Below are 12804 nucleotides of genomic sequence, written 5' to 3'. Positions count from 1 at the left end.
CTAAACACCATGCTCCAGCGCGGCGAGAAATGGGACCCAAACAGGCACGCTCTCGCTTAAAGCCGGCTCGATTCACCCTGCTCTAAACAATACAGTTGCTCCACTCCGCCGCGCTGCGCGAGGCTCCGGTCGAGACGACGGAGTTCATTTGGATTAGAACTGAACCTAAGTCGCGGGCGGCAGGAACCAGTCGAGGATCCGCGCATTCTCGTCGCGGGGGTATGTATGCGACAGGTCCGCGATCTCGCGATAGACCACATCGGCGCCAGCCTGCTTCAGCGCCCGTTCAGCGCCCTGCGCCATTTCCGGGGGAAACATCCAGTCCTGCGTCCCATGAACGATGTGAATGGGCAGACCGCGAATGCGATCGGCATCGGCGAAGGTCATCAGCATCGGATGGAAGCTCGCGGCGACCGGCGCGAGGTGCGTGAACTGGCAATCGCCGCGCAGGCCGATGACATAGGTGAAGGTGCCGCCGTCGCTCATTCCGGTCAGGAGCTGGCGAGAGGCATCGATATTCCAGTCGTTGGCGACATCGGTGGCCATGCGCTGGATGCGCGGCCCGTCGATCTCCGGCTCCATCAGCGACCAGGTATTGCCCGACGCCGTGGGCGCCAGCACGATGAAGCCGCGCGTTCGCGCCTCGCGCACCCAGCTCCAGAGGAACGCTCCGCCATTGCCGCTGCCGCCGTGCAGCGCCACGACCAGCGGCCAGCTCCTCGCAGGGTCGTAATACTCGGGCACGTACAGCGAGAAGGCGCCGCGCGTGCCGGACGGGCCGGCGACATGCATGAAGCCCACGCCCTCGCGCGTCGGGTCGGCGGCGGCCAGGCGCGCCTGCAGGGCTTCGTCGCTCCGGGCCGGCTGTTCGAGGAAGAAGTTGCCGACGGGTCGAAGATACGGCGACAGCGGATAGAGCGCCTCGCAGGCCCGCGGATAGCCGCGCAGGCTGCGATAGGCGGCCACGATCGGCTGCGGCGCTTCCGGAGCGGCGAGCAGACCCTGGATCGTCTCCCCGGCGAACACCGCCGCGCGTTCGAGATGATCGCGCACCGGCGCCAGCCGTCCCGGCCAGTCGAGCGCCCGCGAAGCAGCGAGGGCGGGCGCGAGATCGTCGTTGCGGCCGGCCAGGGCCTCGACGATCTGCGCCAGGCTCTGCGGCGAGAGATGCCGGCTGGCGAACTCGATGGCGTGCAGGGCGCGCAGGGTCGCAGGGACCAGCGCGGAGAGGGCGTCGATGGCGGCCTCTTCGGCCATCAGTCCTTCAACATGGTTGCTTCGAGCGCCGGCTTGCCGCGGATCATGTCGGCCGCCTTCTCGGCAATCATCAGCACCGAGGCGTTGAGGTTGGCGGAGGGCATGGTCGGCATGATCGAGGCATCGACCACGCGCAGGCCTTCGAGCCCGCGCACGCGGAGCTGGTCGTCGACGACGGCGGTCGGGTCGTTGTCCGGCGCCATGCGGCACGAACCCATCAGATGGAAGGTCGTCGTTCCGCGTTCCTTGGCGGCCTGCATCAGCTCGGCATCCGACTGCTTCTCGGAGCCGGGGAACTCCTCGCGGTCGTAGTATCTGCTGAGCGCCTTCGAACCCAGCAGCCGCCTTGCCAGCTTCATGCCGGCGAGCAGCACGCGGCGGTCGCTCTCGGCGCCCAGGTAATTCGGCTGGATGACCGGGTGCTCGAACGGATCGGCCGAGCGGGCGCGCACATAGCCGATCGAATCGGGCCGCTGCTGCCACGAGGCGATGGTCATGCCGGGGAAATCGTCGAGTGTCGACTGAACGCCTTCCTTGTAGCTGGCGGGCGTGAAGGTGAGCTGCAGGTCGTAATTCTCGATGTTCTCGTCGGACTTCCAGAAGACGTAGATGAGCGTCGGGTTGAGCGTCAGCAGGCCCTTGCGCGTCGTGACGTATTTCAGGACCTCGCCCGCCAGGCGCAGACCCTTGGAACGCTCGTTGATGCTCGTGGCGTTCTTCACGCGCGCGACGAAGCGCGGCGCATAGTGGTCGCGCAGGTTCTCGCCGACCCCCGCCAGCTCGTGCTTCACCTCGATGCCGAGCGACTTCAGCAAGGGTCCCGGGCCGATGCCCGAGAGCTGCAGGAGTTGCGGCGAGTTCACCGTGCCGCCGCTCAGGATCACTTCCTTGGCTGCGCGGACCTCCATCGGCGTGCCGGTGCGGCCGCCCTTGCGGTAGCGCACACCTACGGCACGCTTGCCCTCGAGGACGATCGACGTCGCCTGCGCATGGGTGCGCACCGTGAGGTTGGGTCGCGACATGGCGGGATGCAGGTAACCGCGGGCGGCGCTAATCCTGCGGCCGTTCTTGATGATGCGCTGGACGTAGCTCACGCCCGCCTGCTTCGTGCCGTTGTAGTCGGGGTTGCGCGGGATGCCCTGTTCCACGGCGCCTTCGATGAAGGCCTCGCACAGGGGATCGCGCCATTCGAGGTCGGTGATGGGCAGGTTGCCCTCGCTGCCGCGGAAGGTCGCGTCGGCGTCGCCGGCCATGCGGTGTTCGCTGCGGCGGAAGTAGGGGAGCACGTCGGAATAGCCCCAGCCGCGATTGCCGCGCTGCGCCCAGCCGTCGAAGTCGAGGCGCTGGCCGCGATTGTAGATGTGGCCGTTGATCGAACTCGAGCCGCCCAACGTCTTGCCCCGCGGGGCGGCGATGGCACGGCCGCCGGTCCATTCGCTGGGCTCGGACTTGTAGAGCCAGTTCACCTTGGGATCGACCAGCGTGTACATGAAGCCGGCCGGTATGTGGATGAAGGGATGCCAGTCGCGCGGGCCGGCTTCGAGCACGCAGACCGTGACGTTGGGGTCCTCGCTCAACCGGTTGGCCAGCACGCTGCCCGCCGAACCCGCTCCCACGATCACGTAGTCGAAACTCTCCATCCGGTTGCTTTCTCTCTTCCTGAACAGGCCTAGGGTCGGGATTGACCACCGGATTTGGGCAGGAAGCAATGCTCCATCGCGGGAAAACGTCGAGCCCGCACATCGGCTGAATAGGCGGCCGCGGCCTCGGAGATCCTGCCGCCGAGGTCGACGTAGCGCTTGACGAACCGTGGGGTGAAATCACTGAACAGGCCGAACACGTCCTCCGACACCAGAATCTGGCCGTCGCAGGCCGGCGAGGCGCCGATGCCGATGGTCGGGATCGGAAGCGATTTCGTGATGGCGGCGGCCACCGGCTCCAGCGTCCCTTCCAGCACGACCGCGAAGGCGCCGGCCTCGGCCATCGCCTCGGCGTCGCGCGTCACCTGCTTCGCCTCCTCGTCGGAGCGGCCGGTCGCCTTGAAGCCGCCAGCCACGTTCACGGCCTGCGGCATCAGCCCGACATGGGCGCAGACCGGGATGCCACGCTGCACGAGATAGCGCACCGTCGCGGCCATGACCTCGCCGCCCTCGAGCTTCACGCCGCTGGCGCCGGTCTCGGACATGATGCGCGCGGCACTGTGGAACGCCTGTTCGGAGCTCGCCTGGTAGCTGCCGAAGGGCATGTCGACGATCACGCAGGCACGGCTCGCGCCGCGCATCACGGCCGAGCCATGGGCGATCATCATGTCGAGCGTGACCGGGAGCGTGCTGTCGAAGCCGTAGACCACCATGCCCAGGGAATCGCCGACCAGCAGCAGGTCGACATGCGGATCGAGCCAGCGCGCCATCTGCGTGGTGTAGGCGGTAAGGCATACGATCGGCTCGCCGCCCTTGCGGGCACGGATCTGCGGCGTGCTCACTCTCTTGGCTGCGGTGACGGCGCTCATGAGTCCAGTCCTTTCGAAAGCCGGCTAGTGAATGACGACCCGCGGCAGCAGAATGTTGATCGACAGGCCGCCGCCGGGACGGTTGGCGGCGCTCACCTGGCCGCCCAATGCCTCGACGTTGCGCCGCACGATCCAGAGGCCGAGGCCCGAATGTTCGACGGCACGGTCGCTGCCTATGCCATCCTCGGGGCGCAAAGAGAAGTAGCGCTGGAAGACGCTGTCGATCTTCTCGGCGTCGATGCCCGGCCCCTCGTCGTCGACCGTCAGGTCGACCGTATCGGCGGAGACGCGCAGCGAAACGGCGATCTTCGAGCCAGGGGCTGAGAAGCTGATGGCATTCTCCAGAACGTTCTGCAGAACGATTTCCATCATGCCCGCCGCGGTGCGGACGATGGCGCCGCGGTCGAGTTTGACCACGAGGCCGATCTCGCGGGCCGCGAGGATTTCCCGGAAGTGCCGCGCCGAGTCCTCGACGAGCAGCGCGAGGTCGGTCGGCACGCGCGGCGCGTCGATCAGGTCGGCGGTCCCCATGTCATGGCGCTGGGCCGCATTCACGAGGTTCAGCAGGCGCGCCAGCGAGGAATCGACGATCTCGAGCGCGCGGCGCGCGCGCTGGTCTTCCTCGGCCACGGCGCGGCGCACCGGACGCAACGCCGACTGCACGGCGGCGAGCGGCGTCTTGAAGGAATGCGCATTGTCCTCGGCCGACTGGCGGATCTCGCGCGACACGCGGCGCAGCTCGTGCACCAGCCGGTCGAAGTCGCGGGCGACACCCGACAGTTCGGGCACGGTGTTGCGCTGGACGAAGGTTGCGTCCGCCGCACGGCCCAGTGCGATCTCGTCGGCGACGTTGCGGAAGCGGCGCAGGCTGAGGCGGATGCCCAGCGCCACCAGCACCGCCAGCAAGGCACCGACCAGATAGATCGCCGCGGCGATGCGGATTTCGCGCGTCTGCCAGTAGGGGCGGCCGATCGACGTATTGAGGAAATCCGAGGCGACGTGCGTGGTCGTCAGGATCCAGCAGTTGCCGCGGGCGCGGATCGGGATGATCGAGGTCAGCAGCTCGACCGTGCCGTCGGCACGGCTGTAGCGCATCTCGTCGGACGCGTTCCAGGTGCAGGCTTCCGACAGCCGTTGCAGGATGCCGCGCTGACTGAGTTCCTCCAGTTCGGCCGTCACCGCCTCTGGCGCCAGCGGCGGCGCCGAAGCGACCAGGAAGAAGCGGCTCGCCGTGCGGGCTGCCGGAGGCTGGAACATCAGCTTCAGGACCGTGCCGCTGCTCGCGTACTTGGCGAGTTCGCGGTTGAGGTTCATGGGCTCCGACGGGTCGGTCTCGCGCAGAACCGGGGCGAGCGCCTCGGCGATCAGCGCGCTGCGGTCCTGAATGGCGCGCGTCACCAGGACCTGCATCTGGCTGTCGGCGCTCTCGAACTGCCCGTAGAGGACGATGGGCAGCGCGACGAACAGGCCGATCAACACCACCAGCTTCAGCGTGAGCGAGGCGGCGAGGCGGCGCAGCACCGGGAGCTTAGTCCTTGCCCCAGCGGTAGCCGAATGACTGGTAGTTCTGGATCTCGGCGAACTCCGGATCGATGGCACGGAACTTGTTGCGGATGCGCTTGATGCAGGAGCGGACGTTGGTTCGGTAGCCATTCTCACCGCTCCCCGCGATGAAGCCGACATAGTGCATGCAGTCGTAGACGGCGCGGTAGCTCACATAGCTGCCGACATGGGCGGCGAGCGTATGCACGATCTTGAACTCCGTCACCGTCAGGTTGAGGTCGGTCTCGTCCCAGAACGCGCGGCTGACCGCGGGCTTCAGCAGCAGGCGACCGCAATGGAAATTGCCTTCGCCGTCCGCGGACATCGGCTTGTCGGCACGGTCGACGATCAGGCGCAGCCGGCGGGCCAGGATCGGTACGCCGCGCGACTTGTCGACGAAGTCGATCGCGCCGCGATCCAGCGCCAGCTGTTCGTAGTTGGGCTCGCTGTGTCCCGTCAGGAACACGACCGGCAGGTTGATGCCGGCGCGCTGCAGCTTGGGGAGAAGGTCGATGCCGGAGACGCGCGGCAGGCCCCAGTCGAGGACGATGATCTCGATGTCGCCGGCCGTCTCCAGGAACTCGACCAGGCCGGTGCCGTCGCGGAAGGCAGCGACGTCGAAGCCGTAGTCCCCGAGCTCGCCGCTCGCGGCCTCGCGGAAATCGTCATCGTCCTCCACGAAGGCGATGCGGACCCGCCGGCCGCTCTCGACCTCAGCGTCCGGCCGGTATCCGGGATTGGAGCTGGGCCAGGCAGAGGCGTCGTCCTTCGTCTGTGTCGTCATCGCTCTTCACCTTGTACGCGAGGGTTCCGTACTGCTTGGTTTCGACATCCGGATAGAGCTGGATGTCGAGGGTGCACTTGCCGGTGCGGTAGCGCCACTGCTTGCCCGGAGGGCGCTCCTCCACGCTGGTCGGCGGCCCGAGCAGGGTTCGTAACTCGGACTCGCGATAGCCGGTCAGCACGGGCACCGGGGTCTCGACGGCGGGTACGGGGGTAGCCGCAACGTCGGCTGCGGCCGCGGCCGTTACCGGCTTCGCGGGCCGGGTCGCGGTAACCGGCTGCGGTGCGGGCTTGCGCACGCGCGGGGCGGGAGGCGGTGGCTTCGGCGCGTTGAGGCTGGCGAAATCGTCGCGCGCCGCACGCATCACATCGCAGCCGGACAGGAGCAGCAGTCCCAATCCGACGCCGAAGGTCCGTGTTGCGAGAGATCCGATCGTCATCCGCATCCAAGAAAAGCCTGCTGACAGGCCTAAAGAGGCCATGTGGCGGGTTTGCGGCACGATGCCGTGCCAAGAGCGCGCGATTCCCATGGGAAGGTCGCTATCGATCCCTCAGGATTGCGGCGAACGGTCACCCGGGGCAAGCCCGATTTCGTGGAGCGACGCGCCGTCGTATGGAGAAACCATGGATATCAGCAAGGACATGACCACCCCGCCCGGCACGATTCGCCGGATCGACTACACGCCGCCGCCGTTCCTGATCGAAACCGTCGACCTGGATGTCGAGCTTGGGAAAGAGACGACCGGCGTCGTTGCGCGGCTGGCCGTACGCCGCAATCCGGCGGCGGTGTCGCGGCCTGCCGATCTGGTCCTCGACGGCAAGAAGATGGGTCTGGTTTCGGTCCGGCTCGACGGCAAGCCAGCAAGTCACGAAATGACACCGGAGACGCTGATCCTCCGCGCCGTTCCTGACAGCTTCTCGCTCGAGATCAAGACGCGCCTGCGTCCACGGGACAATACCGAGCTGACGGGCCTCTACAAGTCGCGCGATCTTTTCTGCACGCAATGCGAGGCCGAGGGTTTCCGCCGCATCACCTATTTCCTCGACCGGCCCGACGTGATGGCGCGCTACACGACGCGCATCGTGGCCGACCGGGCGCTGGCGCCGGTGCTGCTGTCCAACGGCAACCTGGTCGACAGCGGCGCTCTCGACGACGGGCGGCACTTCGCCAGGTGGGAAGATCCGTTCCCCAAGCCGTCCTACCTGTTCGCGCTGGTCGCGGGTCCGCTCGAATGCCTCGAGGACCGGTTCACCACGCGCTCCGGCCGCGAGGTGACCTTGCGCATCTACGTTCGTCCCGGCGATGTCGGGCGCTGCGGCCATGCGATGGAGTCGCTCAAGAAGTCGATGAAGTGGGACGAGGATGTCTACGGCCTCGAATACGACCTCGACACGTTCATGATCGTCGCCATCGACGACTTCAACATGGGCGCGATGGAGAACAAGGGGCTGAATGTCTTCAATTCGAAGCTCGTGCTCGCCAATCCGGAGACGGCGACCGATCTCGACTATCACTCGATCGAGGCCGTGGTCGCCCACGAATACTTCCACAACTGGACCGGCAACCGCGTCACCTGCCGCGACTGGTTCCAGCTCTCGTTGAAGGAAGGGCTGACCGTCTTCCGCGACCAGCAATTCTCAGCCGACATGGGCTCCGCCGCCGATGCTCGCATCGACGATGTCCGCCGTCTGCGCGCCAGCCAGTTTCCGGAGGATGCCGGGCCGATGGCCCATCCCGTGCGACCGGACTCGTACATCGAGATCAACAACTTCTACACCGCGACGGTCTACCAGAAGGGGGCCGAAGTGGTGCGGATGATGCACACGCTGCTCGGGCCGGAGCGGTACCGCAAGGGCATGGATCTCTACTTCCAGCGCCATGACGGCCAAGCCGTCACCTGCGACGACTTCGCCAGCGCCATGGAAGATGCGTCGGGCGTCGATCTTGCGCAGTTCCGCCTGTGGTATGCGCAGGCCGGCACGCCGGATGTCAGGGTCGAGGGCCGCTACGACGCGGCCGGCCGGCGCTATACGCTGACGGTCACGCAGAGCCTGCGGCCGACGCCCGGTCAACCCGGAAAGAAGCCGATGCACATCCCGCTGGCCGTCGGACTGCTCGACGGCGCCGGTCGCGACCTGCCGCTGCGGCTTGCCGGCGAAGCGGCGGCGGGCGGCGCGACGCGCGTTCTCGACCTGCGCACGCCGCGCGACGTGTTCGTGTTCGAGGACGTGCCGGAAAAGCCGGTCGCGTCGCTGCTGCGCGGCTTCTCCGCGCCGGTGAAGCTCGACGCGCCGCGCTCGGACGACGAGCTGACCTTCCTGATGGCGCACGACAGCGATCCGTTCGCCCGCTGGGAGGCCGGCCAGCAGCTCGGCGCCCGGCTGATCCTCGAGCTCGTCGAGGCGCGCAAGGCCGGCAGCCCCATGGTCGTCCCGGACCATTTCGTCGATGCCATCCGCCGCACGCTCGACGACCAGCGGCTCGACCGCTCCTTCATCGCCGACGCCGTCACGCTGCCCGGTCTCGCCTTCCTCGGCGAACTGATGCCGGAGATCGACATCGAAGGGCTGTGGGCCGCACAGCAACGCATTCGTTCGGTTCTGTCGGACCGGCTCGCCGATCGCTGGGGCTCCGTCTATGACGCGAACCACGCGACCGGTCCCTATCGCTTCACGCCCGGGGAGGTGGGACGCCGCCGCCTGCGCAGCACGGCGCTTTCCTATCTCTCGACCGACAAGGGCGAAGCAGCACGGCGCCGGGCGGTCGCCTATTTCGAGAGCGCCGGCAACATGACGGAGTCCATCTCGGGGTTGAGCGTGCTGGCGGAACTCGGCGGCAGAGAAGGCGCGGCGGCGCTGGCGGCCTTCCATGAGCGCTGGAAGGGCGAGGCGCTGGTCCTCGACAAGTGGTTTGGAATCCAGGCGCGTACGCCGACGGAGGGGACGCTCGAACGTGTGAAGAGTCTCGTCGACCATCCGTCCTACGACCGCAGGAACCCCAACCGGGTCTATTCGCTGATCGGGGCCTTCGCGTCGGGCAACCCGGTCCAGTTCCATCAGGCTGGAGGCGCCGGCTATCGCTTCCTCGCCGACCAGGTCCTGGCCACCGACCGGCTCAACCCGCAGATCGCGGCTCGCCTGCTCGGCCCACTCGGCTCCTGGCGCCGCTACGACAAGGATCGCCGGGACCTGATGAGGCAGGAACTCGAGCGCATCGTCGCGGAGCCCGGCCTGTCGCGCGACGTCTTCGAGATCGCGTCCAAGAGTCTCGCCTGACCCCTGCGGATTCTTTCACTGCAGATGCCACTTGAAAGATTGCCGTAATGATGCAATTAAGGGGCGTGGGAAACGAGTTCCGGCCGGCGCGTGGGGCGCCGGTTCGGAAAGCTTGGGGTCTGACAAATGAATACGAACACGAAATTCATCGTTTCGGGTGCGCTGGCCGTTGTGCTGTCGATTGCGGCTATTGCCTATGCACAGACTGCCAGATTTCCTGAGTCGACGGGGCCATACGTCGGTCAACAATCTGCAGCGATGCCGCAGTCTTCGGTGATGCCGGGAGAAGCGACTTGTGCGTCGCAGCATCTGGAGCAACCCGGCCTGTCGACGTCGGACCTGCTGGCCGACAGCTATGAGATCAAGGCGGCGGTTCCGGGCGGCGTCTGGCTGCAGAGGAAGAAGGACGTCTTCTACTGCAACTCCGGCGTCACCAGGGACGACGAGACGATGTGCTGGAAGCTCCGTGCGCCGCTGCGGGGCCAGAACTGCACCGACGCGATCAACCGGGCCCGGTCGAAGGCGCTCCCGTCCTAGCCGTCGCCGCGCGGAAGAGACCGTTTCAGCTCGGCCGCCATCTTCTCCGCGATCATGACCGTCGTGAAGTGAGTGTTGGCACGCACGACGGTCGGCATGATCGACGCGTCGATGACGCGCAGTCCTGAGACGCCGATCACGCGGCATTCCGGATCGACTACTGACCGCGCATCATCCGCCGCGCCCATCCGGCATGTGCCGCTGGCATGCTGGGCGTCGGAGCATTCGGCGAACATCCAGTCATCCAGCTCCCTGGGCTCGAACGGTTCCTCGATCGAGCGGCCGGTGGTGCCGTACTCGACCCGCGTCGAGATCGCCTTGAAGGCAGGCTGAAGGCAGAGAGCGCGCATCCGGCTTACGCCATCGCGCATGCGAACAAGGTCGCTTTCATCCGACAGCATCCGTTCGTCGACCTGCGGGTCGATGCCGGCCTCGCGGGTGGTGATGCGGACCGTGCCCTCGCTGAAGGCCTGGAAGGCGGAGACGGCCAGGCGTGCTCGCGTCGTGCCGCCATCCTCCTCCGGCCGCAGATTGCCGGCGATCATGATCATGTCGTTGACGCCCGCGCCCGCCAGCTCCGACGAGTAGCGCAGGCAGCAGTTGGTGTGGCGATGCATCAAGGTGCTCACGCGCGCATCGTCGCGCAGCTCGAGCATGAGGCCCAGGATCGGATGATCGAGCAGGTGCTTCCCGACCGGCCGGTCGGCCACGACCTCGATCCCCAGGGTGCCGAGCCAGTCGCGCGGGCCGATGCCGGACCTTTGCAGGATGGCCGGCGAATGGATCGCGCCGGCCGACAGGATGACTTCGCGACGCGCCCTCACCTGCCGGGCCTCGCCGCCCAGCAGCACGCGCACGCCGCTGACATGCGGCCGGTTGCCCTCGAACTGCAGCGTGTCGACGACGGCCTCGCCGACGATCGTGAGGTTCGCGCGGCCGCGCGCCGGCTCGAGATAGCCGTCGTTGGTCGAGATGCGCAGGCCCTCGCGGCTGTTGATCGCGTAGGGTCCGACGCCGCTGCCGGTCGGCGCATTGTGGTCATCGCACCAGGGATAGCCGAGACCGAGGGCAGCCTCCCGCAGGGCGCGATCGACGGGTCCCCACTGATCGACCGGAGCGCGATAGACCGGAAGCGGGCCGTCCTTGCCGTGATAGGGCGCATCGCCGAAATCCATGTCGGTCTCGAGCGTGCGGAAATGGGGCAGGCAGGCCTCCCAGCCCCAGCCCGCGGCCCCCATGGATGCCCAGTCCTCGAAATCCTCGGGGATCCCCCGTATGGCGATCTGGCCGTTGATGGTCGAGCTGCCGCCGATCGCCCGGCCGCGCCACAGCAGCTTGGGTTCCTGGCGCTCGGTGCGCCGCGCCAGCAGCTTCGGGTAGCGGTAGTTGTCGTCGCCGATGGCGCGCAGCGGATTGGGAATGCGCAAATGGTGCGGTGTTTCGGCGGTGCGGAAATCGCGGCCGGCCTCGAGCAGCAGGACACGTATCGCAGGATGCTCGCTCAGCCGGGCGGCGAGGGTCGCGCCGGCCGAGCCGCCGCCGATGATGATGTAGTCGAAATCGTCGTCCATGATCGCTTCTTCGCCCTCGGTCGCTGGCACGCTTCTTGGTTAGAATGCCACCGCCCGTTCAGAAAGCCGCACGCAAAAGGAGCGCCGCATGGTCGCAAACGTCCTGGAGATCAATCCCGAACGCCTGTGGGAGAGCCTCGAACGGTCGGCGGAGATCGGGCGCTTCCGCGATGTCGGCCTGCGCCGCCTCGCGCTCTCGGCCGAGGACAAGCAGATGCGCGACCTGTTCGTGGAATGGGCGAAGGCGGCGGGCTGCACGGTCGAGATCGATCGTCTCGGCAACATCTTCGCGCGCCGGCCCGGCACCGACCCTTCGCTGCCGCCGGTCGCGATCGGCAGCCATCTCGACACGCAGATCTGCGGCGGCCGCTACGACGGCATCCTGGGCGTGCTGTGCGGCCTCGAAGTCGTGCGGACCCTGAACGATCGTGGCCTGCAGACCAGGCGCGGCATCGAGGTGATCTGCTGGACCAACGAGGAAGGCGCGCGCTTCAACCCGCCGATGATGGGCTCGATGGCCTTCGCCAAGGTCCTGCCTCTGGAGAGCGTGCTGGCCACCACCGACGATGCCGGCATCACGGTCGCGGAGGCGCTCGACGAGATCGGCTATGCGGGGCCCGCCCCGGTGGGCCGCGAATTCGATTCCTATCTGGAGCTGCACATCGAGCAGGCGCCGGTGCTGGACCGCGAGGGCTGCGACGTCGGCATCGTCGTCGGCGGCTACAAGACCCAGGCGCTGCGTCTCACGATCAACGGTGACACCGGGCATGCCGGCGGCACGCCGATGGCGCAACGGCGCAACGCGCTGGTCGGCGCCGGGTATGTCATCGCCGCGGTCAACGACATCGGCCTCGCCTATGCCGTCGACGAGGGCCGTACCACGACGACGCGCATCGAGAGCTTCCCCAACCTGGCCGGCACCTATGCCGAGCAGGTCAAGCTCACCATCGACTTCCGCCATATCGACGAAGGCCGTTTCAAGTCGATGCGTGCCGAGGTCGACGCTGCCATCGCCGCTGCGGCGAAGAAGGCGAATGTCGAGATCGAGGTCGCCGAGGGTTGGAGCTGGGGCAGCGAGCTGTTTGCGCCGGAATGCATCGAGCTGCTGAAGACGACGGCGAACGAGCTCGGCCTGCCCTATCGCGAGATGAGGAGCCAGGCCGGCCACGACGCCTATGCGGTGGCGACGATGGCGCCGACGGCGATGATCTTCACGCCCTGCTTCGAGGGCATCAGCCACAACGTCAACGAGGCGATCGAACTCACGCGCTCGGTGCCGGGCGCCAACCTGCTCCTCAATGCCGCCGTCACCCGGGCCAATCGCTAGGG

At 67.1% G+C, this 12804-nt stretch carries 10 protein-coding genes; 3 read left to right on the top strand and 7 right to left on the bottom strand.

Going from position 1 to position 12804, the window contains the following annotated elements; genetic code table 11:
• Positions 1-165: 165 nt before the first annotated feature.
• From Q7V45_RS08380 to Q7V45_RS08355, 6 genes are read right to left on the bottom strand one after another with little or no spacing between them, the layout of a single operon-like run.
• A complete protein-coding gene (locus Q7V45_RS08380) occupies positions 166-1257 on the bottom strand; it encodes a phospholipase (RefSeq protein ID WP_304849990.1) in 1092 nt (363 codons plus the stop codon).
• The gene (locus Q7V45_RS08375) at positions 1257-2897 is read right to left on the bottom strand and encodes a GMC family oxidoreductase (RefSeq protein WP_304849987.1); all 1641 of its coding nucleotides are present in this window, start codon (positions 2895-2897) and stop codon (positions 1257-1259) included. The genes Q7V45_RS08380 and Q7V45_RS08375 overlap by 1 nt, the downstream gene beginning before the upstream one ends.
• A gap of 29 nt (positions 2898-2926) precedes the next feature.
• A complete protein-coding gene (gene panB / locus Q7V45_RS08370) occupies positions 2927-3766 on the bottom strand; it encodes a 3-methyl-2-oxobutanoate hydroxymethyltransferase (protein WP_304849984.1) in 840 nt (279 codons plus the stop codon).
• Positions 3767-3790: 24 nt separating this feature from the next.
• On the bottom strand, positions 3791-5287 hold the full coding sequence (locus Q7V45_RS08365) for a HAMP domain-containing sensor histidine kinase (RefSeq protein ID WP_304849981.1): 1497 nt from the start codon (positions 5285-5287) through the stop codon (positions 3791-3793).
• Positions 5288-5294: 7 nt separating this feature from the next.
• Positions 5295-6092, bottom strand: coding sequence for a response regulator transcription factor (locus Q7V45_RS08360; protein ID WP_304849978.1), 798 nt, complete (start codon positions 6090-6092; stop codon positions 5295-5297).
• Positions 6022-6531: a hypothetical protein gene (locus Q7V45_RS08355; protein ID WP_304849975.1), complete on the bottom strand. Its 510-nt coding sequence runs from the start codon at positions 6529-6531 to the stop codon at positions 6022-6024. Before Q7V45_RS08355 ends, Q7V45_RS08360 begins: the two co-directional genes overlap by 71 nt.
• 184 nt (positions 6532-6715) lie before the next feature.
• Here Q7V45_RS08355 and pepN point away from each other — a divergent pair, with 184 nt between their 5' ends.
• Together pepN and Q7V45_RS08345 are read left to right on the top strand one after the other, a co-directional pair.
• On the top strand, positions 6716-9367 hold the full coding sequence (gene pepN / locus Q7V45_RS08350) for an aminopeptidase N (protein WP_304849971.1): 2652 nt from the start codon (positions 6716-6718) through the stop codon (positions 9365-9367).
• A 258-nt stretch (positions 9368-9625) separates the two neighbouring features.
• A complete protein-coding gene (locus Q7V45_RS08345) occupies positions 9626-9904 on the top strand; it encodes a hypothetical protein (RefSeq protein ID WP_304849968.1) in 279 nt (92 codons plus the stop codon).
• On the opposite strand, the gene Q7V45_RS08340 is transcribed toward Q7V45_RS08345, so the two are convergent.
• Positions 9901-11475, bottom strand: coding sequence for a GMC family oxidoreductase (locus tag Q7V45_RS08340; RefSeq protein ID WP_304849965.1), 1575 nt, complete (start codon positions 11473-11475; stop codon positions 9901-9903). The genes Q7V45_RS08345 and Q7V45_RS08340 overlap by 4 nt on opposite strands.
• Before the next feature lie 88 nt (positions 11476-11563).
• Between Q7V45_RS08340 and Q7V45_RS08335 the strand changes: the two genes are divergently transcribed.
• Positions 11564-12802 carry a Zn-dependent hydrolase gene (locus Q7V45_RS08335; protein WP_304849962.1) on the top strand — a complete coding sequence of 413 codons (1239 nt, stop codon included), beginning with the start codon at positions 11564-11566 and terminating at the stop codon, positions 12800-12802.
• Positions 12803-12804 lie beyond the last annotated feature (2 nt).

The sequence above is a fragment of the Reyranella sp. genome (assembly GCF_030651995.1).
Classification (GTDB): domain Bacteria; phylum Pseudomonadota; class Alphaproteobacteria; order Reyranellales; family Reyranellaceae; genus Reyranella.
This window is presented reverse-complemented; position numbering and strand designations above follow the sequence as displayed.